Annotated in this window: 19 protein-coding genes; 6 read left to right on the top strand and 13 right to left on the bottom strand. The window is 64.4% G+C overall.

Going from position 1 to position 21,660, the window contains the following annotated elements:
* Nucleotides 1-136 precede the first annotated feature (136 nt).
* A complete protein-coding gene (locus EN869_RS19530) occupies nt 137-1,906 on the top strand; it encodes a glucan ABC transporter ATP-binding protein/ permease (RefSeq protein ID WP_127227450.1) in 1,770 nt (589 codons plus the stop codon).
* Nucleotides 1,907-1,982: 76 nt separating this feature from the next.
* The gene (locus tag EN869_RS19525; RefSeq protein ID WP_127227451.1) at nt 1,983-2,786 is read left to right on the top strand and encodes a heme ABC transporter permease; all 804 of its coding nucleotides are present in this window, start codon (nt 1,983-1,985) and stop codon (nt 2,784-2,786) included.
* Between the two features lie 112 nt (nt 2,787-2,898).
* Here EN869_RS19525 and EN869_RS19520 read toward each other — a convergent pair whose 3' ends face one another.
* Complete coding sequence (locus tag EN869_RS19520; RefSeq protein WP_127227452.1) at nt 2,899-3,957, bottom strand: D-TA family PLP-dependent enzyme; 1,059 nt, start codon at nt 3,955-3,957, stop codon at nt 2,899-2,901.
* A 205-nt stretch (nt 3,958-4,162) separates the two neighbouring features.
* Between EN869_RS19520 and EN869_RS19515 the strand changes: the two genes are divergently transcribed.
* A complete protein-coding gene (locus tag EN869_RS19515) occupies nt 4,163-4,849 on the top strand; it encodes a D-lyxose/D-mannose family sugar isomerase (protein ID WP_127227453.1) in 687 nt (228 codons plus the stop codon).
* A 60-nt stretch (nt 4,850-4,909) separates the two neighbouring features.
* On the opposite strand, the gene EN869_RS19510 is transcribed toward EN869_RS19515, so the two are convergent.
* Genes EN869_RS19510 through EN869_RS19480 form a run of 7 tightly spaced genes read right to left on the bottom strand, consistent with a single transcriptional unit; the run spans nt 4,910 to nt 11,428 of the window.
* Nucleotides 4,910-5,443, bottom strand: a complete 534-nt coding sequence (locus EN869_RS19510) for a hypothetical protein (protein WP_127227454.1) — start codon at nt 5,441-5,443, stop codon at nt 4,910-4,912.
* Nucleotides 5,444-5,474: 31 nt separating this feature from the next.
* Nucleotides 5,475-6,356: an RDD family protein gene (locus EN869_RS19505; protein ID WP_127227455.1), complete on the bottom strand. Its 882-nt coding sequence runs from the start codon at nt 6,354-6,356 to the stop codon at nt 5,475-5,477.
* On the bottom strand, nt 6,343-7,359 hold the full coding sequence (locus EN869_RS19500; RefSeq protein WP_127227456.1) for a stage II sporulation protein M: 1,017 nt from the start codon (nt 7,357-7,359) through the stop codon (nt 6,343-6,345). Before EN869_RS19500 ends, EN869_RS19505 begins: the two co-directional genes overlap by 14 nt.
* Nucleotides 7,356-8,660 (bottom strand): DUF58 domain-containing protein, encoded by a 1,305-nt coding sequence (locus EN869_RS19495; protein ID WP_127227457.1) that lies wholly within the window; start codon nt 8,658-8,660, stop codon nt 7,356-7,358. Before EN869_RS19495 ends, EN869_RS19500 begins: the two co-directional genes overlap by 4 nt.
* Nucleotides 8,657-9,613: a MoxR family ATPase gene (locus EN869_RS19490; protein ID WP_127227458.1), complete on the bottom strand. Its 957-nt coding sequence runs from the start codon at nt 9,611-9,613 to the stop codon at nt 8,657-8,659. Before EN869_RS19490 ends, EN869_RS19495 begins: the two co-directional genes overlap by 4 nt.
* Nucleotides 9,600-10,814: a DUF4350 domain-containing protein gene (locus tag EN869_RS19485; RefSeq protein ID WP_127227459.1), complete on the bottom strand. Its 1,215-nt coding sequence runs from the start codon at nt 10,812-10,814 to the stop codon at nt 9,600-9,602. The genes EN869_RS19490 and EN869_RS19485 overlap by 14 nt, the downstream gene beginning before the upstream one ends.
* Nucleotides 10,811-11,428, bottom strand: a complete 618-nt coding sequence (locus tag EN869_RS19480) for a DUF4129 domain-containing protein (RefSeq protein ID WP_245489445.1) — start codon at nt 11,426-11,428, stop codon at nt 10,811-10,813. The genes EN869_RS19485 and EN869_RS19480 overlap by 4 nt, the downstream gene beginning before the upstream one ends.
* Nucleotides 11,429-11,556: 128 nt before the next feature.
* Here EN869_RS19480 and EN869_RS19475 point away from each other — a divergent pair, with 128 nt between their 5' ends.
* Nucleotides 11,557-12,372 (top strand): hypothetical protein, encoded by an 816-nt coding sequence (locus tag EN869_RS19475; RefSeq protein WP_245489446.1) that lies wholly within the window; start codon nt 11,557-11,559, stop codon nt 12,370-12,372.
* Nucleotides 12,373-12,396: 24 nt separating this feature from the next.
* A complete protein-coding gene (locus EN869_RS19470; RefSeq protein ID WP_127227460.1) occupies nt 12,397-13,158 on the top strand; it encodes a glycerophosphoryl diester phosphodiesterase membrane domain-containing protein in 762 nt (253 codons plus the stop codon).
* A gap of 30 nt (nt 13,159-13,188) precedes the next feature.
* Here EN869_RS19470 and EN869_RS19465 read toward each other — a convergent pair whose 3' ends face one another.
* From EN869_RS19465 to EN869_RS19450, 4 genes are all read right to left on the bottom strand, one after another.
* Nucleotides 13,189-14,868: a tetratricopeptide repeat protein gene (locus EN869_RS19465; protein WP_127227461.1), complete on the bottom strand. Its 1,680-nt coding sequence runs from the start codon at nt 14,866-14,868 to the stop codon at nt 13,189-13,191.
* Nucleotides 14,869-14,952: 84 nt separating this feature from the next.
* Nucleotides 14,953-16,077, bottom strand: coding sequence for an FAD-binding oxidoreductase (locus EN869_RS19460; protein WP_127227462.1), 1,125 nt, complete (start codon nt 16,075-16,077; stop codon nt 14,953-14,955).
* A 55-nt stretch (nt 16,078-16,132) separates the two neighbouring features.
* The gene (locus EN869_RS35515; RefSeq protein ID WP_127227463.1) at nt 16,133-17,656 is read right to left on the bottom strand and encodes an amino acid ABC transporter permease/ATP-binding protein; all 1,524 of its coding nucleotides are present in this window, start codon (nt 17,654-17,656) and stop codon (nt 16,133-16,135) included.
* Between the two features lie 100 nt (nt 17,657-17,756).
* On the bottom strand, nt 17,757-18,593 hold the full coding sequence (locus tag EN869_RS19450) for an ABC transporter substrate-binding protein (RefSeq protein ID WP_127227464.1): 837 nt from the start codon (nt 18,591-18,593) through the stop codon (nt 17,757-17,759).
* A gap of 203 nt (nt 18,594-18,796) precedes the next feature.
* Between EN869_RS19450 and EN869_RS19445 the strand changes: the two genes are divergently transcribed.
* Nucleotides 18,797-19,855 carry a LacI family DNA-binding transcriptional regulator gene (locus tag EN869_RS19445; RefSeq protein ID WP_127227465.1) on the top strand — a complete coding sequence of 353 codons (1,059 nt, stop codon included), beginning with the start codon at nt 18,797-18,799 and terminating at the stop codon, nt 19,853-19,855.
* A 65-nt stretch (nt 19,856-19,920) separates the two neighbouring features.
* On the opposite strand, the gene EN869_RS19440 is transcribed toward EN869_RS19445, so the two are convergent.
* Nucleotides 19,921-21,561 carry an ABC transporter substrate-binding protein gene (locus EN869_RS19440; protein WP_127227466.1) on the bottom strand — a complete coding sequence of 547 codons (1,641 nt, stop codon included), beginning with the start codon at nt 21,559-21,561 and terminating at the stop codon, nt 19,921-19,923.
* Nucleotides 21,562-21,660 lie beyond the last annotated feature (99 nt).

The raw sequence follows: 21,660 nt of genomic DNA, 5'->3' as shown, positions 1-21,660 counted from the left end.
CTTTTGTTCGCTAAATGGGAACGGAAGGGATAGACGACGCATTGTTTCGCGACACATTAACCGGTACGTGTCAAAAAATGGTGCGGTGCACAAAAGCGGCATCGAGCACGGACAAGAGTTTGGCGGAGTAGCTGAAGTGTCACTTCTGCAGATCTACTTTAGAGCGCTGGGTTATCTGGCGGCCGACAAGAAGCGCGTCGCGCTGATTTGCGGTGCCAACGTCGCGCTCGCGGCGATCGCGATCCTCGAGCCGATCCTCTTGGGTCGGGTCATCGGTGCCATTTCCGAAAAAGGCGCGGTGTTCTCGACGCTCGCCGTCTGGGCCGCTCTGGGTGCCTTCAACGTCGTCGCCTTCGTGCTGGTGGCGCGCGGCGCCGACCGCTTCGCCCATGCCCGCCGCTCCGAAGTGCTGTGCCAGTCCTTCGAGCGCGTGATTACCATGCCGCTCGCCTGGCACCATCAGCGCGGCACGTCCAATTCGCTGCACACGCTGCTGCGTGCCGTCGAGACCCTGTTCAGCCTCTGGCTCGAATTCATGCGCGTGCATCTGTCGACCGCCATCGCGCTGGTGCTGCTGGTGCCGACCGCGCTTGCCATGGACATCCGCATGTCGGTCGTGCTGCTCGGCCTCGGCGTTCTTTACGTCGGCATCGGCCGTATCGTCATGCGCCACACCAAGTCGGGGCAGACCGCCGTCGAACGCCATTACCACACTGTCTTTGCCCATGTGTCCGACTCGGTCAGCAATGTCGCCGTGCTGCAGAGCTACAACCGTATCGGCCATGAGACCGCGACGTTGAAGCGTTACGTCAAGGAGCTGCTCGACGCGCAGAACCCTGTGCTCGACTGGTGGGCGATCGCCAATGCGCTGAACCGCCTGTCGTCGACCATCTCGATGATGATCGTGCTGTCGATCGGCGCCTATCTCGTCACGCGCGGCCAGCTCCGCGTCGGCGATGTCGTCGCCTTCACCGGCTTTGCCGGAATGCTGATCGCCCGTCTCGACCAGATGTCGGCCTTCACGACGCAGATTTCGGAGGCGCGCGCCAAGCTCGAGGACTTCTATCGTCTCGAGGACTCCGCCGCCGAGACCATCGAGCCCGATGGCCTGCGCGAGCTCACCAACGTCACCGGCCATGTGCGCTTCGAGGACGTGAGCTTCGAGTTCGCCAATTCCGGCCACGGCATCGAGGACGTTTCGTTCGAGGTCCAGGCTGGCCAGACCGTTGCCATCGTCGGCCCGACCGGCGCCGGCAAGACGACGCTCATCAATCTCTTGCAGCGCGTCTTCACGCCGTCCAGCGGCCGCATCCTGATCGACGGCATCGACACCCGCACTGTGACCCGCAAGTCGCTGCGCCACTCGATCGCCACTGTCTTCCAAGACGCCGGCCTGCTCAACCGCTCGATCGAGGACAACATCCGAGTCGGCCGCGCCGATGCGAGCAACGACGAAGTGCACGCCGCCGCCAATGCCGCCGCCGCGCAGGACTTTATCCTGTCGAAGAGCTGCGGCTACGACACCGTCGTGGGCGAGCGCGGCGGCCAGCTGTCGGGCGGCGAACGCCAGCGCATCGCCATCGCCCGCGCCGTGCTGAAGGATGCGCCGATCCTGGTGCTCGACGAGGCGACCAGCGCGCTCGACGTCGAGACCGAGGACCGCGTCAAGGAAGCGATCGACGAGCTGCGCCGCAACCGCACGACCTTCATCATCGCCCACCGTCTGACCACGGTCCGGGATGCCGACCTGGTCGTCTTCATGGACAAGGGCAGGGTGGTCGAGTTCGGCGGCTTCGCCGAGCTGTCGCTGCGCAACGGCCGCTTCGCCAGCCTGCTGCGCGCCGGCGGCCTGCTCAACGACGAAGAGGTCCGCCGCCTCAGCCGTACGGTCACGGAAGCGGCGTAAAGGCTGCGCTTTTCCCTTCTCCCGCGGGGGAGAAGGGGAATTGCCCCCAACCCACTGCCGGTCTATTTAGGTCGGCATGAGCGACACCACCTCACGCTTGAGCGCCTGGACCGATCTCGCCAACCCAACGCGCTTCGTCGGGCTGGCCGACAAGGTCATTCCGTGGCTGGCGGGGATAGCCGCCATCCTGCTTGGTGTTGGCCTTTATATGAGCTTCACAGCGCCGGAGGATTTCCAGCAGGGCATTACGGTGCGCATCATGTATATCCACGTGCCTTTCGCCTGGCTCGCGATGATGTGCTACACAATCATGGCGCTCTCGGCGCTGGGCACGCTGGTCTGGCGCCACCCACTGGCAGATGTCGCGCTGAAATCGGCGGCGCCGATCGGCGCCACCTTCACCGCTCTCGCGCTGATCACGGGCTCGATCTGGGGCAAGCCGATGTGGGGCACCTGGTGGGTGTGGGATGCGCGGCTGACCTCGGTCTTCGTGCTCTTTCTGATGTATCTCGGCATCATCGCGCTGACCCGCGCGCTGGACGACGCCGGCCGCGCCGCCTGGGCCGCCGCCATCATCACGCTGGTCGGCTTCATCAACATTCCGATCATCAAGTTTTCGGTCGACTGGTGGAACACGCTGCACCAGCCGGCCTCGGTCTTCCGCCTCGGCGGCCCGACCATCGACCCCTCGATGCTGTGGCCGCTCGCCGTGATGGCGCTCGGCTTCACGGTTTTGTTCTTCGCACTGCATCTGATGGCGATGCGCACGGAGATTTTCAGGCGCCGGGTGACGGCGATGCGCCGGGTTGCGGCGCGGCAAGCGGAGCGGGCTTCTCCTTCTCCCCTTGTGGGAGAAGGTGGCCGCGAAGCGGCCGGATGAGGGGCGCTCCAGGAAACACCAACGTCTCACTCCGCTGGAACACCCCTCATCCGTCTCGGCGCTGACGCGCCGATCCACCTTCTCCCACAAGGGGAGAAGGGAAGGGTGCTCCTCATCCCATCTTCCCCCTTGCTGCCACCGGCAGCGTTTCCAGCACCTTGTCGCCGTCGATCAGATGCACCTGATCGAACAAATTCGTAACCACGCAGCAATGGTCGGGCACGACGCGCACACGCTCGCCGATGCGTAGCTTGGCACCGTCGGCAAGCGTGACCGTGCCATGTTCCTCGCTCAAACCCGTGACGCGGGCACCTGGCATGCCGAGCAGCTCGCCGAACTCCGGCAGTCCGAGCGTATCTGAGGAAAGCGCTTTGCTGCCGCTGTCCAAGATGGCGCGGGTCGCCGTCGGGTGGCTGACCACGGTGGCGAGCACCGTCAGCGCGCAATCGTCGAGCGTACCGACGCCTTTGGCGACCTGGTAGCGGTCGAGATAGATATAGGTTCCGGGGCGATATTCGGTGACGACGCTGTCCTCGCCCGAGCGCCACATGTCCGGTGTGCCGCCGCTGGAGATGCGCACGCATTCAAGGCCAGCCGCGGCAAGCGCGCTGCGCGCGGCCTTCAGCCAGGCATTCGCCTCAGCGGCGCGACCCGCCGCCGGATAAGTCATCAGCCCGCCGAAGCTGAGGCCCCTCGCCTGGTCGATCACCTTTGCAAGGGCCAGCGCTTCGTCGGGGCTCTGCACACCGCAGCGCCCCATGCCGGTATCGCACTCGACCAGCACGGACAGCGGGTGGCCGGCATCGGTGAAGGTGGCGGCCAGCCCTTCCAGCGTCTCATGGCTGTCCGCCGTCACCGACAGGGTGACGCGCCCGTGCAGCGCCTTCAGCCGCTCCAGCTTGGCGCGCCCAAGAATGTTGTAGGGCAGAAAAATATCGGTCAGCCCGGCATCGGCCATCACCTCGGCCTCGCCGATCTTCTGGCAGGTGATGCCGACGGCGCCCGCCGCCACCTGCTTCTTCGCCCAGTAGGGCAGCTTGTGCGTCTTGATGTGTGGACGGAGCTTCAGCCCGTGCGCGCCGGCGTGCGCCTGCGCGCGTCTGATGTTGGCATCGGCGCGCGCCGCGTCGATCAGGATCGCCGGCGTGTCGAGGTCGTCTATGCTTGGCATGAAATCACCGTTCAAGGCATGTCTTCCGAACGGCGAACCCGCTCCGGGACAAAGACATTCGCGTTAAATCAAATCAGTTGGGTTTATGGCCCCGAACGCAACCGATGTCACGGGGCCAGAGGCGTGAGTTTGCGTCGACAGCGGACCGGCATTGGGCTATTCGGATGGGCAGATTTCAGCAGGCAGCGGCCGGAAGGAAGAACCCATGAAGCGCTCCAAGATCAACGACATCATCCGCGAAGCCGACGCCTTCATCCGCTCCTTCGGCTACATCATGCCGCCCTTCGCCTATTGGTCGCCGGATGAGATGAAGGCGCGCAAGGCGGATTCGTCGGCCATCTTCACCTCGCGCCTCGGCTGGGACATCACCGATTACGGCCAGGAGAAGTTCGACGAGCTCGGCCTGTTCCTGTTCACCGTACGCAACGGCCGCTACGAGGACATGAAGCTCGGCATGGGCATGCTCTATGCCGAGAAGATCATGATCTCGCGAAAGGACCAGCTCTCGCCGATGCATCGCCACAACATCAAGGCCGAGGACATCATCAACCGCGGCGGCGGCAAGCTGGTGCTGGAACTCTTCATGCATGACCGCGACGGCGGCATCGACCCCAAGGCCGAAGTGTCGGTGCCGGTCGACGGCACCATCACCAGATTGCCGGCCGGCGGCCTGCTGAAGCTCGATCCCGGCCAGAGCGTCACGCTGCTGCCAGGCGTCTGGCACGCCTTCTGGGCCGAGGGCAAGGACGTGCTGATCGGCGAGGTCTCGACCGTCAATGACGACCTCACCGACAACGTCTTCCGCGAGCCGATCGGCCGCTTCTCCAACATCGACGAGGACGTCGCGCCCGTTCACCTTTTGGTGTCGGACTATGAGAAGTGGGTGGGGTAGGCGAGGGGGCACCGGCCGAAGCCGGCGTGGCCGGTCGGCCTATCCTGGAGTTGCGCCCTCTCAAATTATTCCAAATTGGATCCTGACAGCGGAAAGCCAATGAGGGTCGGAGTCCAAGATGGCCTTCGATACATATACGCTTTTGGCACTCCCGATTAATTCCTTCCGGCAGAGTGACTTGATGGATCGTACCGCCGTTTTGTAGATCTCAATGAGTTTCTTGGGCGGTTGTATGTGGGTTCCATCTTTCTTAACGAAAAAAGAGGTGTAGCCAATCGCGAAGTAGAAATACGGGTCATCCTGTCTTGAATTTATCTTGATGTGCCCTTCTCCATGCAATTCCTTAAATTGATACCAATTGGTATCACCATTTTTGTAAATTACGATCTCCGGCTCGTCGGTTGCGAAGGATGGATGTTTTAACGCCATAGCCGCGCCTTGCCTGCCGATCACTTCAGCAACGGAATCGGCATTCAGGTAGCGAATCTTAGTTCCATCAAAAACATCATAGGCAATTCTTGAGCCTGAATTGATAAGGGTGCGGAGAGTTATTTCGTATTGCTCCTTCGTAATTACGAATTCAGACGAAGCCATATTGGGAGACCTTCAATAGCTCGCGCCCCGGCTAACGCGCGTACTTATCCGCCTTGCGGTTTCCGAGCAGCAGCTTGCGCTCCAGATGCGCGCGGAGCTCGCCGTAATAGGCGGTGAGGAAAGCCTTTGAATCGATCGGCTCGACCCTGGCGCCGATCTTGCGGGCGATGGTCTCCGCCACTGCCTTCAGCGCGGAATAATCGTCGCGGCGCAGCACCTCCTCCAGCTTCTGCAGTTCGGCGATGCCATAGGCGTCGAGCTGCGCCGGGCTGAACTGGAAGCGGGCCGCGACCGGGTCCCTGCGCCGCGAAAGGTCCTCGAGCAGCGCCACTTTCGGCGCCTCGACCACCCAGGTGCCGGCGAGCAGGTCGCCGATCCTCAGTCGGTCGCGGTTGAACAGCGGGAACAGCGAGAACAGCAGCGCCCAGACAAGGCCGAAGATGGTCGTCAGCGTGTCGGCGACATCGGCGCTGGCGCGCGCGGCGAGGATCGACAGCGGCAGGAACACTTCGATCTCGCGCATCAGGTTGCGCGCGATGACCTGGTCGAGGGTGAGGCCGGCGCCGCTGCGCGAAGCGACCCTGACGCCGACCATGCGCTTGCCGGGCGTGGCGGCGCGACGCCCGGCCTCGAAGGCGATGAAATAGACGTTGCGCAGGAAGAAGATGAAGATGATCCAGACGATGAACAGCGGCTCCGCGTCCTTCAAACCGAGGCCGCCGAGGCCGAACAGCGCCACGAGGCTGACCACGACCGCAGCCACGATGATGATCACCACGTCGAGCAGGAACCCCGAAGCACGTGTTCCGGCATCCGCCAGCTTGACCCTGAGGTCGACGCCCTCCGGCGTGACCAGCGGACGGAACATCGCGGCCGGGTTCCTGGTCTTGACCTTGGCCCTAGCGGTCGCCATGCCGCACCATACGGAACAGGTAGAAATACGAGATCCAGAAAGCCAGCATGCCGCCGCCGATCGAATAGCGGACGATGTCGCTGGTGATGGTCTGCCGGCCGATGCCTTCGAGCAGGCCGGCAAAAAGCAGCATCACCGTGACGCCGATCATGGCGGTCGCCGCCACGCGTCCGGCCCGTGCGGCGGCGGCCATGCGGGTCAGTTCGCCGGGAAAGGCGATGCTAGTGCCGATACGCATGCCGGCCGCGCCCGCGATGGCGATGGCGAACAGCTCCGTCGTGCCGTGGATCGAAAGCCAGCCGCCGAGCTCGAAGCCGAGGCCCTTGGCGGCATAGATCTGGAAGATGGCGCCGAGCATGCAGCCATTCATCAGGATGATCAGCACGCTCGGCACGGCGAAAGCGAAGCCCAGCGCGAAGGCCAGTATCGAGACCTGGGTGTTATGGGTGAAGAGATAGGCGGCAAAGCCCGAGAGAAAGTGGTCGCCGCCGCCGTAGAGCACGCTGTGCAACATCTCGGCCGAGGAGTCCGGGTTACGCCCGCCGGCCAGGCTCGGCGCGATGATGGCGTCGTACCAACGCTTGTCGGAGGCGACCAGCCAATAGCCGGCAATCGCGCCGATCACCGTGAGGCAGACCGATGTCCACACTTCGCGCCAAAGGTCGCGGATCGCCGCCGGCCAGTCGTGCAGGAAGAAGTCGCCGATGCGCGTCCGCAAGGAGCGCCGCGCGCCGTAGAGGTAGAAATAGCCGCGCAGGCAGAGCGCCTCGAGATAGGCGATCAGCGCGCTATCGAGCGAGGTCGCGCGGGCCACCGAAAGCGAGGACAGCGCCGAACGATAGAGCAGGGGGAGCGACAACAATTCGTCTTCCGACAGGGCGCGCGGCGCGCGCTTCTCGACGCGCGCCAGCAGCGCCTCGAAGGCTTTCCAGTCGGCCTCGCGCTCCTGGCGGAAGCTGGCCAGCGACTGCCGCACCGCATCGGTGCCGACGGACAGCGTCATAAGAGGTTCTCCTCCTTGAGCTGGATATAGCGCTCGATCAGCGCCGGGCCGAGCCGCTGGTGGTCGGCCTCGATGACATGCGCGCCCAGCAGCCTGAGCCTGCCGATCACCACTTGCCGCTGCCGTAAAAGGTCGCCGGCGGTGACCGAGCGCGCGACATCCTCGGGCTTCGCCGGCGGCATGTCAGCCAGCGTTTCGAGCTCCACGTCCCGCATCAGCATGAACAGCACCAGATGCCGCTCGGTCAGCCGGCCGACGGTGCGCAGCATCAGTTCGGCGCTGATCGGATCGACGAAATCGGTGAAGATGATGACCAGCGAGCGCCGGTCGAGCTTGGCCGAGAGCGTGGTGAGCGCCAGGGTGAAGTTGGTCTCCTCGGTCGAATAGTCGATCTCGGCGGCGCGCTTCTGGATCATGCTGAAGCTCGGCGAACCGCGCACCGCGCCGCTGGAAACACGCGGCCGGGCGTCGAAGGAAAACAGGCTGACGAGGTCGCCGCCCTTGAGCGCGATGAAGGCCGACAGAAGTGCGGCCGTCACCGCCCGGTCGACCTTCGGCACGCCGTCGACCGGCTCGCACATCAGGCGGCCGCTATCGATGGCCAGAACGATGCTGTTGTTCTCCTCGATCCGGAACTCGCGCGCCAGAAGCTTGCCGTGGCGGGCGCTGCGCTTCCAGTCGATCATGCGCCGGCCCATGCCGGGCTGGTAGTCCTTCAGCGCTTCGAACTCCCGGCCCTGGCCGGCGCGCTTCTGCGCATGGCCGTCGGCGAGCGCCGAGCGCTGCAAGAGCGTAATCGCCTCGTCGCGCGCGCTGTTGACATTGGGCAGCACCGCGACCTTGCGATCGACCGGCAGTATGACCTGGTTCCACACCAGTCCGAACGGGCCCTGCCAGCGCAACCAGAGCCGGTCGAAACTGGCGATGCCACGGCGGATCGCCTCGAATTCGAGGTCGAGCGTGCCGCCATTGGCCGGCAGCGCGCCGCCGGTGCCGGCGACTGGCTGCACCCGCTGGTCATGCCCGACACGCGCCTGCAGGCGCCGCAGCCTGGCGCCGAGACCGGCCGCGATGTGCAGCGTGAAGCGCCCGCCGACGCCGACCTGCGGCGGCGACGTCAGCGTCGCGTTGAGCGAGGCGCGGCCTCGTCCGGCTGCCGCGTCCACCGCCAGGAAGGCAAGCAGCAGGCAGATCCACAACAGGCCGAGATACCAGACAGAGGGCAGCGCGAGCGCGATCAGGAAGGCGGGGATCGCCCCCGCCGCCGCCGCCCAGACCGCTCGGCCGCTCGGATAGATCAACGTGGCGCTTCCGTATGGTCGACGAGGTCGGAGACGATCTGCTCGACCAGGCGCCCGTCGATCTGCGCCGCCGGCGAAAGCACGACGCGGTGGCGCAGCGCCGGAACGGCCAATGCCTTGACGTCGTCCGGAATGACATAGTTGCGGCCGTCGAGCGCCGCCCTGGCGCGCGCGGCCCGCGCCAGCATGGCGCCCGCGCGCGGACTTGCGCCCACTTCCAGGTCAGGGCTTTCGCGGGTGCCGCGCACCAGCGCCGCGATATAGCCGACGACGTCGTCGACCAGCGTGACGTCGCCGACCGTGGCGACGGCGGCTTCGAGCGATTTGCGGTCGGTCTGCGCCTTGATGCCGTATTGCTCGATATCGTGCGCGGCGGAGCCGCCGCCGTGATGGACGATGATGGCGCGCTCTTCCTTGGGGTCCGGATAGCTCACCCGGTGCTTGAACAGGAAGCGGTCGAGCTGGGCTTCGGGCAGCGGATAGACGCCCTGATGCTCGATCGGGTTCTGCGTCGCCACCACCATGAAATTCCTGCCCAGAGAATGCGTGGTGCCGTCGAAGGTGACGGCGTGCTCCTGCATGGCTTCGAGGAGTGCTGCCTGCGTCTTCGGCGGCGTGCGGTTGATTTCGTCGGCGAGCAAAAGGTCGCAGAAGATCGGACCGCGCGTCAGCGTGAACTGCCCGGTCTGGAAATTGTAGATGTTGGCGCCGACGATATCGCCTGGCATCAGGTCGGGCGTGAACTGGATGCGGCCATAGGTGACGCCGAGCGCCTGCGCGAAGCAGCGCGCCGTCATGGTCTTGGCCGTGCCCGGCGGGCCTTCGAGCAGGATGTGGCCGCCGGCGAACAAGGCCGTCAGCATCAGGTCGACCGTGTCGCGCTGGCCGGTGATTGCTTTTGCCACTTCTTCCCTGATCGCATTCGCCAGGACCTTCACTTCATCGACGTTCACCGAGCCTCCTTGCCGTCCAGTCATGCAGCTGTTCGGCTGCCTCATGCATTGCGGCCAAATTGTTGGATTCGTTCGCGGCCTTGAAGCGTTGGCTGAAGCCGTGCGCTTCGCTCTTGTCGCGGGAGTCGAGCCAGCGGTCGAGCGCTTCGCCCTGGAGCCCATGTGGCGCGCCGAGCAGAGCGCCGGCGCGCTGCCGCACCAGCGCTGCATAGCGGTCTCCAAGCCCCTGCAGCCGCCCGGCGCGCCTCAACAGCGTCGCCGTGGTGTCGACCAGCGCCCGTTTGCCGAAGGCGATGGCGCGGCCTTCCGCGCGCGGCGGCCCGAAGCGGCCGAGCCCGTGCAGGAAGGCAAGCGCGGCCGCCACCAGCACCGAAAGCGTCAAAGCCAGGAAGGGCGGTTCGATCAAAAGCTTGGCGAGATCGTATTTCTGGCCGACGCCGTGCAGCGTCAGGTCGAACATGACCGCGCCCTTGGCGGGCTCCAGCATGGCGATCATATCGAGCGCGGCGGCCGCCTTCTGCTCGTCACCCAACGCGGCATTGTTGATGAAATCCGGATCGGTGAGGATGTAGAAAGGTTCGTCATCGAGCTCGGTGAGGATGGCCTTGCCGTCGCCCGCGGCGATCAGCGGGTGATCGTCCGCCACCCATTGCAGTTCGTCCGGCACGGCGATCTTGCGGCCTTGGACATCGATCTTGTCGACCGTCGGTTTGCCTTCGCCGAGCTTCGCCTTGGCGATACGGCCGAGCCAGTCGTTGACGACCGCATCGGGAAGTCGTTCGACCTTGGTCTCCCAGCCGTCATGGCCCAGCAGGGGAAGGGTCTGCCATTTCGGCATGACGAAGAGCGTGTCTTTGCCGGTGCGCAGCTTGATGATGTGATCGAGCGCGGCCGGGTCACTGCCCGCCGCGATGGTGACGATGAGCAGGAAGGTCGAAGCCAGCGGCGACTTCAGGTCCTTCTCGCCGCGCTCCATCGGCGGCGGCTGTCCATTGGTGAGCTTCAACCATTCGACAAGCCCGGCGTAGCCTGTGCCGCCCTTCGAAAACGGCGTGGCGCCGCCTTCGGGCTGGCGGAAATCGGGCGCGTAGGTGGAAAGCAGGAAGAAGCCTGCCGCCGCCAGCAGGCTGGCGAAAATGCCCCAGAACAGCGTCTTGCGGCTGAACGGTTCCTGCGCTGCTTCCGTCGTTGCCGCGCTCATGCCCAGGCATCCCGGAAGGCGAAACGCTCATAGGCGCCGCGTGCCTGTTGCCAGCCTTCGGCGCCGACGGGTCGGCGGGCGAACAGCGCGGCTTCGACGATGCGCGCGATCTCGCTGAAGGCGGCGCGGGGCCGGGTGGGGATCGAACCCGCCGCCGCGATGTCGCGCGCGGTGAGCGACGGGCGCAGGAAGTCCGGCAACCGGGTGGCAATGTCGGCGACGCTGCGGCGCAAGAGAAGATGCACCGCCTCGTCAAACTCGCCGCGCGCGGCGAGCGCATCGGCCTCGGAGAGCAGGATCTGCGCGGCACCCGCGTCCGGTCGCCACTCCTCCTTCGCCGCCTCGGCTTCCTGGCGTTTGCGCCACCAGGGCAGCCGCCAGGCGACACCCTTTGCTTCAAGCACGAGAAGCAGCGCGATGATAGCGACGCCAGTAATCACTGCGCCCCAGAACAGATAGATCATGTAGGGGCCGAGCTTGGCCAGGCCGTCCAGCAACGGCTTCAGCCATTCCGGCGGCTCGGGTCGCACGAAGCTGGGCAACGCAAACTGGATCGAATCGTCCGTCAGCAGCTGCTTGTGCAGCTGCGCCAGCCGTCCGGCGTCTTCCGTCACTGCGGCCGTCACCCGCTCGTCCCCCTGCAACCTGCGGTTCGGGGCTGACACTGGCAATACGCCATGACAATTGCAAGCGCACTGGACGCAGCCCTTCAATCTTGGCAAATTTACTTTGAAGTCGCCGATTGGACACGGCGGTGACTCAGGGGGAAATTACCATGACCACTGCTACATTGGGACGACCCGGCAGATTCGAGATCGGCAGGGTATTCAACACCACCTTCGGCGTGCTCACGCGCAATATCGGACTTTGCATAGGACTTGCGGCCCTGTTCTCCGGGCTGCCGGCGCTGTTGATCCGGCTGTGGCAGCAACCGCAACTCGACGCGATACTGCACCACGATCCGGCCGCGATGCCGGATCCCAGCGCGATGTTTCGCAACTCCTCCGTCAGCGTCATAGCCGGTTTGATCGGATTTGTTTTCGCGCTGCTGCTGCAGGCCGCGCTGATGCGCGCCACGATCGAGGATCTGAACGGCAAGCGGCCGTCCTTCGGCGACTGCGTGCAAACCGCAATTCGCTTCCTCCTTCCGACGCTGGCAGTCGGCCTGCTGGTCGGCCTGGGCGCGGGCATCGGACTGATGCTGCTTGTTGTACCCGGCATCATTCTGTGGCTGGGTTGGTCGATGTCGGTTCCCGTTCTCATCCAGGAGCGGCGCGGCGTGTTCGGCTCGATGTCACGCAGCCGCGCCCTGACCAAGGGCAGCCGCTGGTCGCTGTTCGGCCTGTTCCTCATTCTGATCATCATAGCCATGATCATCCAGTGGGGGATGCTGCTGGTCCTCGTTCTATTCGGCGGGATCCTTGCCGAAGTGGGGTCCGCGCTGGTGCAGGCCGTGGTGTCGATGGTGCTGTCGGTCGCGACGGCTGCGAGCTACGTCGAACTGCGTCAGGCGAAGGAAGGTGCCAGCATCGACGAACTGGCGGAAATCTTCTCCTAAGAAACGTCATCGGAGAAGACCACCATGGCGTCTACTGCTCTCGGTGTGCCCGATCGGTTCCGTATAGGGCGGGTGTTCAACGACAGTTTCGCGGTGATCGGCCGTAATCCGGCCTTGTGTCTCGGCATCGGCGTTGCGTTTCACGCCCTGCCGAGATTCGTCGCATTGCTTTGGTATGTGAACAGTGGCGCGGCCCGGCTACCGGCCAAGGCATTTGTTTCCCAAAATGCAACCATCGTCGTGCTGGGTGTGCCGGTCTATCTCTTTATTACGGCCGTTCTCCAGACGTCTGTCATCCGCGCAGCAATCGTAGACCTACGTGGCAGCAAGCCTGTTTTCGCGGATTGCTTCGGCGTCGCGCTCGCGCTCCTGTTCCCGATACTCGGCGCTTCGTTGCTGGTGACGCTTGGCATCTTGATAGGCCTGCTGCTGCTGCTCGTGCCCGGCATCCTGCTTTTGCTTCGCTGGGCGGTTACGATGCCGGTCATGATTCAGGAAAGACGGGGCATCCTCGACAGCATGGCGCGCAGCCGCGACCTGACCAAAGGAAGTCGATGGGCGCTGCTATGGCTATGGCTGATCCTTATAGTGACGGGTACATTGATTGGCTTGGTGATTACCCGCGTCGTCCTCCCTTTGAACATCACGTTCGGCCTGTTGGTGGACTCCGCTGTGAGGGCGGTCATCATGGTGCTAACATCCGTGGCTGCCGCTGTTAGTTATGTCGAACTGCTTCGGATCAAGGAAGGGACCAGCGTCGACGAATTGGCGAAGATATTCTCGTAGAGAATGGCACGCTCCGTTGAAGGCGCGGCCTCAATGACAGCAGCAATTATCCACGCTCGTCCGGCACAGGCATGACGAGGTGATCGCCACATCCGCCTTGGCAAGCGCCGCCGCCAGTTTCGCCTGCAACCCCGGCAATTCGTCTCTCTCGCCACGTCGCTTCAGGCATTCGACCAGCCCGTGCAGCGCCCAGACATTGTCCGGATGCTGGGCGCAACGCTGAACCGCGCCGCTCAGGCCGAGATCGTCGCGATAGACCTGCTCGGCCTCCGCCGCATGGCCCTGGTCGAGCAGGAGCGCCGCCAGCGCGTGACGCGGCGGATGCATCCAGGCCCATGGCTCGGTGTAGGAGAGGTTGTCGTCGACCTCGACCGCGCGCCGCAGATGCCCGTAGGCCTCCTCATGACGCCCCTGGTGATAGGCGAACTCACCGTCGAGCAGCGCCGCGCCTACCGCGAGCGAGGCTTTTGTCGGGTTGCTGAGGAAACGGCGCTCCGCCGGAATGCCGTCGATTTGCCGGCTGAACAGATCGCGTTCGCGCTCGGCGGAAGCGAAGTCGCGCAGCGTCGCATGCGCCACGCCCTTGGCGTAATGCTGCATCGCGGTGGTCACCACATAAAGGTCGGGCTCGCTATTCATCGGCTCGTCGATGATCTCGCGCCAGCGTCCGAAGCGCACCTGAACATGCGATTTCATCGCGTGATAGCCCTCGACCGTCTGCGTCAGCTTCGGCCGCTCGGGGATGCTGACGACATCGCGCGTCGCCAGGCTGCGCACCTTGTCGGCCGCCCAGAGCGCCGGACGGTACTGGCCAAGCAACATGCAGGCGAACATCATCAGATGCAGGTCGTGGCAGCAGCCGAGCAGGTAATAGGTCGGTTCGCCGGCATAGGCGAGGTAGAGGTCGTTGGCGCGCACCGCCTTCTCGCTGGCGATCTTGGCCTTCTCATATTCGCCGCACAGCACGTGGATATGCCCCGGCATGTGGTTCATATGGCCGGCATCCGGGCACATCGTGCCCAGCCGCTCCGCCGAGCGTGTGCCGCGCTCCGGCTGGGTCGACATTTCGAGCAGATGGGTATGAAGGTGAAGGATCGCCGGATGCGGGGTCGTGCCGGTCTCGTCCGACATCCGGATCGAACGCTCGCAGATCTCCAGCGCTTCGAGCACGTCCGAATTCGGCGCCGGCGCGCCGGTCTTGAGGTTCCACAGCCGCCGCACCGTGCGCATCATCAGCGCCTCGACGGTCAACGCCATCACATCATGGTCGTCGGGAGAGTCGCGAAAAACCTCGCGCATCGCGGCGGCATAGGGGTCGTCCCATCGTTCGAACTCGGCCGGGCTTACGGCGTGCGGTTGCTGGAAGCGGGCGGCAAGAGCTTCGATCAGCCGCTGCTCGACGACGCTTGCCTTAGCCGCACTGGCTCGCGCCAGCTGCACATGTTCGAAGCAGCGCTTGGCGGCGCGGTTGGCCTCATCCTTGCCATGCTCCTTCCAGGTCAGATTGTAAAAAGGGCCAGCGGCATAGGCGATGCCCCAATGCACGAAGGCGCAAGCTGGATCGGTCTCCAGCGCCTTCTCGAAGCATTTTATGCCTTCCTCGTGGTTGAAGCCGTAGCACCAGTTCAGCCCGATATCGAACCAGCGCTGCGTTTCGGCTGAGGAGGTGGAGATGGGACGGCGATAGGTGCCGAGGTCGAAGTGATCCATGCCCGATTGTTTCTCGCATTCGAGCCGTCGAAAACCGGCCACGCGCAATCTGTGCCGAAAGACGCGGGCCTGGCAAACGGCTTCTCAACCGTCGAACCGCGCGGGACGAAACGGCTCAAGCAACGGACTGGGCTCGCCGGTGACGATCTCGCCCGCCAGCAATTCGCCCGCGATGAGACCGAGCGTGGCGCCGCTGTGGCTGAAGACGACGTTGTAGCCCGGGATGCCGGCCAGCTGGCCGATAACCGGTTCGCCATCGGCCGGTATCGGCTTCGGTCCCATGTGATAGCTTTCCAGCGGCAGTTTCGGATTGCCTTCCAGCACCTTGGAGGCCTCCTCGAGCAGGCCCGCGATCGTCGATGGCTTGGCCTCGTAGCTGCCGTCGTCGCGCACGATGACTTCTTCCTCGGACCAGGCCGAGTCGAGCGCGAAACCACCGTTGGGGGTCGGCCGGATGGCGACACGCGGCGTGTTGAGCACGGCGCGCAGCGGATGGCGGACTGGCTTGCTGAAGAGGAGCAGCGCGCGCGTCGTGCCGTCACCAATGCGCCGGCCTGCCTTTGCCGCCATGGCCGGCACCGCCGGGCCGGTCGCGACCACGACGGCGTCGGCATCGATAGCCAGGCCGGAGGAGGTCCTCACGCCGGTCGCCCGGCCACTGGCGAGAACAACATCGGCAGCGCCTGCATCGGTGATAATCCGCCCGCCGCGTCCGCCGAACTCCCGCAGCAGCAGGCCTATAAGCGACGGCAGGTCGACCCAGCCTTCGCCGGCATTGAAAATGGCGCCTTGGCGAGAAACGGCCTTTGCGTCGATGCCTGGCGTGACGGCGGCGATCTCGGCGGGCGCGAGCAGCCGCGTCTCGTAACCGATCGCCTGTTCGTGCTGAAAGATTTCCTCGATCTGGTTGGCGGCGTTGTCGGCGTCCCAGGTGAGCCCGCCGTCAAGCCGCAGCCAGGCGCGGCAATCCTGTCCGGCCGCGAACCTCCGGTAGCGGTCGAGGCCCGCGATGCGCAGTGCATGGTAGGCGGCCGAGCGTTTTCGCGCGGAGTTGAGCCAGGCGAGTGAGCGCGACGACGCGCCGTTGGCGACCGGCCCGTCGCTGACGATCGTCACTTGGGCGCCGAGTCGGGCGAGATGAACGGCGGTTGAGACGCCGAAGATGCCGGCGCCGATGACGGCGACCTTGAGGGCGGATTTTTCAGTCATGACTGCAGCTTTCGATGATCGGGCTTTGGCTTGGGAGAGGGCGCGGCGGCATCGCTCACAGCACCTCGGCGAGAAATTGCCGGAGTCGCGGGCTTTTCGGCCGGTCGAATATCTCCGCCGGCGGGCCGACCTCGACGATGCGGCCCTCGTCCATGAACGCGACCTGGTCGGCCACCTTGCGCGCGAACCCCATCTCATGGGTGACGACGATCATCGTCATGCCGCGCCGGCCGAGATCGGCCATCAGGTTGAGCACGCCTTTGACCAGTTCGGGGTCGAGCGCGCTGGTCACCTCGTCGAAGAGGATGACCTCGGGGTCCATGGCCAGCGCGCGGGCGATCGCCACGCGCTGCTGCTGGCCGCCGGAGAGGCGGCTCGGCCGGTAGTCCGCGCGGGCGGCAAGACCCACTTCCGCCAGGCGCGCTTCGGCCGTCCGCCTGGCCTGGCTTGCCGGCATGCCCTTGATCCTTGTCAGCGCCAGCATGACGTTCTCGATCGCAGTGTGGTTCGGGAACAGGTTGAAGTGCTGGAAGACCATGCCGACGCGCCGGCGCAGCTTTTCCGGCTTCATAGCCAAGATGCTCTCGCCGTCGAGCAGGACGTCGCCGGCCTTCGGTTCCACCAGCCGGTTGAGGCAGCGCAGCAGCGTCGACTTTCCCGAACCCGACGGCCCGATGACACAGGTGACCGTTCCCGGCTCGATCTTGAGCCGGATTTGCTTCAGCACCTGCAACTCGCCATAGGCCATGTCGAGATCGCGCACTTCGAGGCTGCCGGCCTTGATCGCCGGCAGCGGCGCGCCGGACGAGGCTTCGCCGGCCGTGTCCTTCAACTCGCCGACCTCGACGAGGCCGCTAACCACGCCACCCGGCTTCTGCTTGCCGAGCCGTAGGCGGTTGTCGATGGTGTTGACCACATGGGTCAGCGGCACCGTGATGATCAGATAGAACATGCCGGCCAGAAGCAGCGGCGACAGATTGCCGGTGACCACGGCCTGGTCCTGGCCGATGCGGAAAATCTCGCGTTCGGAAGCGAGCAAGCCGAGGAAATAGACGAGGCTGGAATCCTTGACGTTGCCGATGAACTGGTTGACCAGGGCCGGCAGCACGCGGCGCACGCCTTGCGGAATGACGATCAGCCGCATGCCCTGGCCGTAGCTCATAGAGAGCGCACGGCAGGCTTCCATCTGGCCGCTTTCGACGCTCTGGATGCCGGAGCGAAAGATCTCGCCGATATAGGCGCCGGCGATCAGGCTGAGCGCAAGGATGCCGAGCGGGTAAGGGGAGGGGCCGAACAGCTCGCGGCCGATGCGCGCAAAGCCCTGGCCGATCAAGAGGATGGTGAGGATGGCGGGGAGTCCGCGAAAAATGTCGGTGTAGACGCGTGCCGGAATGCGCAGCCAGGTGGAGCGAGAGATGCCCATGACGGCAAGCACCATGCCGATGAAGATGCCGAGCACCGTTGAGGTCGCGGCGAGGATCAATGTATTCTTCAACCCAACGGCAAGCAGCGACGGCAGCACCTCGGCCATCGCATTCCAATCGAAAAAGCTGCGCTGAAGGTTCGCTAACCAGTCCATCCGCCAACCTGCCTTGCTCGGCGACGGAACTCTCCGTCGCGCGATCGCTCATGGCCTGCCTGAAAGGCCGCCGGCATTCGCGCCGGCGGCAATGCGCAGGTCAGTTCTTCTTGGGGAGATATTGCTCCGGCATCGGCGATCCGGGGAACCACTTCTGGTAGAGGTCGCGCCAGGTGCCGTCCTGCATGGCTTCGTGGATGCCCTTGTTCAGCGCCTCGCGAAAAGCGTCGTTGCCCTTGCGGATAACGAAGCCGGCCGGCGCGTCAAAAGACGGGATGTTGATGGCGATCTTAAGCGCCGGATAGCGCTCGCCATATTGCTTGGCCGCCTCATAGTCGAGGAAGTGTCCGTCGATCGTGCCGTTGTTGAGCGCGGCGATGGCCGAGTTGTTGTCCGGAAACTTGACCAGGTCGGTACCCGTAAAGTTCTTGGCGGCATAGATCTCCTGCAGCGTGCCCTGCACGACGCCGAGACGCTTGCCGGCAAGGCCTTCGGCGCTGGTGATCTTGGGGTCGGATGTCAGCACCGACAGGTATCCGGCGAGGTAGCCGTCAGAGAAATCGACGGTCTGCTTGCGCTTCTCCGTCGTGCCGATGGCCGCGACCGCGACATCGAAACGCTGGTTGGCGACCGAAGGCATCAGCGCCGAGAACTCCTGGCCGGTGAAGGTCACCTGGTCCGGCTTGAAGCCCATGCGGCCGACGACGTTGAGGAAGAATTCGAGATCGAAGCCGGTGAACTTGCCGTCGGCGGTGGTGAAGGCATAGGGCTTGGCGTCGCCCATCGTGCCGACGCTGATCGTCTTGGGGTCGATGAGATTGTAGGGATTATCCGCTGCCCAGGCCTTGGGGAGCGAAAGCGCTGCCAGCGCGATGGCGAAGAAGACCGAGCCGATGCGCTGCCGGCAGCTCACTGTGAAAAGACCTCTTATGCTCATTGGTTGTTCTCCACTCCGAAGATCGGTTCAAGCCGGGCTTTCGAGACGGCCCGGCGGTCAATTCGACAGGGTTTTCGATGCGGCGCCTCTCAGGCGCTCTTTTCTTGTGAGACCGGTCTCAAATGTGAATGAGACCGGTCTCTTGACATTTGTAGGCACAGCGACGACCATCCGTCAACGAATTTGAAAGCGATTTCCAAGAAATGAAGCGCCCACCCAAGGCTCCTTCCGTCACCGTTAGCGACGTCGCCCGCGAAGCCAAGGTTTCGAAGGCGACGGCGGCGCGCGTGCTGGGCGGTTACGGCACCGTGAGCGAGACGGTCCGCGCGGCCGTGCTGGAAGCCGCCAGGGCGCTCGACTACCGGCCGAACGAGCTCGCGCGCAGCATGACGACCGGGCGTTCCGGCAGCATCGGCGTGGTCGTCGGCGATATCGAGAACCCGTTCTTCTCGCTTGCCGTGCGCGGCATCAGCGACGTGGCGCGCTTGTCGGGCATCAACGTCATCCTCGCCAATTCAGGCGAAGACGTCGAGGCGGAGAAGAATGCTATCCGCGTCCTCCTGGCAAAGCAGGTCGACGGCTTGATCGTGACGCCGGCCCAATCCGGCGAGATCGCACATCTCAAGGAGATCGCTTGCCCGCTGGCGCTGCTCGACCGCGCCCTGCCGGAGCTTGCCGTCGACACTGTCACGGTCGACGACCGCAATGCCGCGCTGCGGGCCACGCGCCTGCTCACGCAAGCAGGGCACAGACGGATCGCCTATGTCACCGCCGCCGTCCTGTCGGGGGAGTTTCGCGGCGCCGCCTCAAAGATCAATACTTCCACCGTGCGTGAGCGCATCCTCGGCTTCCTCGATGCCTGCCGCGAAGCGGGCATAGCGAGGGCGGATCGCAACATCCATTTCGGCAGCGGACGATCGGAGCAAGCGAATGCCGCGATGCAGCGCCTGCTCGGCAGCGAGGACCGGCCGACCGCGATCCTGGCGTCGGACAGCGTCGTGGCGCTGGATCTGTTCAAGGCGATCCGTGAATGCGGCCTTAGCATCCCGCGCGACATATCGCTGATCACCTTCCACAATGCCGACTGGACGAGCGTCACCACGCCGCCGATCACGGTCATCGACCAGCCGGTCTATGCGCTGGGCAAATCGGTGGCAGAGTTGTTGATACGCCGCCTGAAAGGCGACGACCGGCCGCCCGAAAGGATCGTGCTCCCCACGACGATCATCGAGCGGATGTCGGTCGGCCCTTCAGAGGCTTGAGCCCTGAAAAGCAACGGCCGGCGCCGCTTTTAACGCCGCGCCGGCCGCGTGCCGTCCCGGGAGGATCAGGACTCCAACCACACTTTCTCGAAATGCTGCTCTAGCGACTGGTGCTGTTCGCAGCCCTGCACGCCCTTGCGATAGGTGCGGTAGACCGAGCGCCAATAGGGCTGGATGATGATGCCGGAGTCGCGCAAATTCTGCTCGATCTTGGCCATGATCTCCTTGCGCTGGGCGGCGTCAGGCGTTGCCAGCGCCTTGTCGAGAAGCTCGTCGAACTCCTTGTTCGCATAGGCGCTTTCGTTCCAGGCCGCGCCCGATTTGTAGGCGAGCGCAAGCACCTGCACGCCGAGCGGACGGCCGAGCCATTCGGTGCAAGAATAGGGGAACTTGCTCCAGTCGTTCCAGAAGGTCGCGGCCGGCAGCACGGTGCGCTTGATCTTGAGACCCGCCTCGCGGATTTGCGCCGCGATGGCGTCGGCGGTGCTCTTTTGCCATTCGATGTCGACCGAGATCAGCTCATATTCATGATCGGCCTTGCCGGCTTCCGCGATCAGCTTCTTGGCCTGTTCGATATCGCGCACCGTAGGGCCGATATCGGCGAATTCCGGATGCATGGGGCCGACATGATGGTTGTCGGCGGGTTTTCCGCGGCCGTCGAGGCCGAGCTTCAGCACCGCCACATTGTCGACGGCAAGCTGGGCGGCGCGGCGCACCTTGACGTCGTCATAGGGCGCGTTGGAGACATTGAAGCGCGCCACGATGGTCGAGCCGGTGGCGATTTCCGAATTCTGCAGGCCCATCTTGTCGGTCTGCGAGACGGCATCCGACGCGGTCTCGTGATCGGTGTCGATCTCGCCGGATTCGAAGGCCGACAGCGTGGCGTTGGGGTCGGAGCCGTAGTCGACCCATTTGATGCCGTCGAGATAGAACTCGCCCTTCCACCAGGGCTTGTCCTTGCGCCTCACCTCCGCGCCGATCTCGGCGTCCCAACTCACCAGTTCGCAAGGGCCGGTGGTGATGGCCAAAGCCTTCTTCGGGTCGCCGTCGCCCTCATAGGAGCGGTGCATGATCAGCGCCGGATAGTCGGCTATGCCGGCGATCAGCGAGATGTCGGGCTTGGGCAGGTTGAGCTTGACGGTGTAGTCGTCGACCTTCTGGATGCCGCCATCGACCGGCTTCTTGGTGTCGGCATTGACCAGCGCGCCCATGCGCGCGGCGACCGAATTGCCGGCGACGGAGGCGTCGCACCAGCGGTTGAGGTTGTGGATAACGTCGTCGGCGTTGAAAGTGTCGCCATTCGACCAGGTGATGCCTTTGCGCACGTGCAGCGTGATCGTCTTGGCGTCGTCGCTGGTTTCCCAGCTTTCCAGCAGCCAAGGCTCAAAGGAGAAGTCGGTGTTCCAGCGCACCAGATATTCGTTGCATTGGCGCGCGACATTCGACATCTCAACGCCGTCGAAGGTGCGCGGATCCTTGAAGCCTTTGACGTTCATCGCGACGCGCAGCACGCCGCCCTTTTTCGGCTCGGCGGCGCGGGCAGGCGAGGGGACAATGCCACCCAGCGCCATCGCGCCGGCGGCGCTGACGCCAAAGCCGGCCATCAGCGCGAGGTATTCGCGCCGGCTGATCGCACCCGTCTTGAAATCGTCTGCGGTCGGCTTGGCCCGCGGGTGCAGTTTCCTGTCGGTGAGCATGAATTTCATCGTCGTTCCCTCTGTCGTTGGGCGCCCCGGGATCGTCAGGCGCGGGGGGCGGATGCGACCGCCGGGGCGCCATTGCCTGCTGAGGGGATGATAGGTCTG

The sequence above is a fragment of the Mesorhizobium sp. M2D.F.Ca.ET.226.01.1.1 genome (assembly GCF_004022705.2).
Lineage (GTDB): Bacteria > Pseudomonadota > Alphaproteobacteria > Rhizobiales > Rhizobiaceae > Mesorhizobium.
This window is presented reverse-complemented; position numbering and strand designations above follow the sequence as displayed.

Coding starts and splice junctions, on each gene's coding strand:
- EN869_RS19525 (WP_127227451.1), top strand. CDS start 1,983: ATGAGCGACACCACCTCACGCTTGAGCGCCTGGACCGATCTCGCCAAC.
- EN869_RS19520 (WP_127227452.1), bottom strand. CDS start 3,957: ATGCCAAGCATAGACGACCTCGACACGCCGGCGATCCTGATCGACGCG.
- EN869_RS19515 (WP_127227453.1), top strand. CDS start 4,163: ATGAAGCGCTCCAAGATCAACGACATCATCCGCGAAGCCGACGCCTTC.
- EN869_RS19510 (WP_127227454.1), bottom strand. CDS start 5,443: ATGGCTTCGTCTGAATTCGTAATTACGAAGGAGCAATACGAAATAACT.
- EN869_RS19505 (WP_127227455.1), bottom strand. CDS start 6,356: ATGGCGACCGCTAGGGCCAAGGTCAAGACCAGGAACCCGGCCGCGATG.
- EN869_RS19500 (WP_127227456.1), bottom strand. CDS start 7,359: ATGACGCTGTCCGTCGGCACCGATGCGGTGCGGCAGTCGCTGGCCAGC.
- EN869_RS19485 (WP_127227459.1), bottom strand. CDS start 10,814: ATGAGCGCGGCAACGACGGAAGCAGCGCAGGAACCGTTCAGCCGCAAG.
- EN869_RS19470 (WP_127227460.1), top strand. CDS start 12,397: ATGGCGTCTACTGCTCTCGGTGTGCCCGATCGGTTCCGTATAGGGCGG.
- EN869_RS19465 (WP_127227461.1), bottom strand. CDS start 14,868: ATGGATCACTTCGACCTCGGCACCTATCGCCGTCCCATCTCCACCTCC.
- EN869_RS19460 (WP_127227462.1), bottom strand. CDS start 16,077: ATGACTGAAAAATCCGCCCTCAAGGTCGCCGTCATCGGCGCCGGCATC.
- EN869_RS35515 (WP_127227463.1), bottom strand. CDS start 17,656: ATGGACTGGTTAGCGAACCTTCAGCGCAGCTTTTTCGATTGGAATGCG.
- EN869_RS19450 (WP_127227464.1), bottom strand. CDS start 18,593: ATGAGCATAAGAGGTCTTTTCACAGTGAGCTGCCGGCAGCGCATCGGC.
- EN869_RS19445 (WP_127227465.1), top strand. CDS start 18,797: ATGAAGCGCCCACCCAAGGCTCCTTCCGTCACCGTTAGCGACGTCGCC.
- EN869_RS19440 (WP_127227466.1), bottom strand. CDS start 21,561: ATGAAATTCATGCTCACCGACAGGAAACTGCACCCGCGGGCCAAGCCG.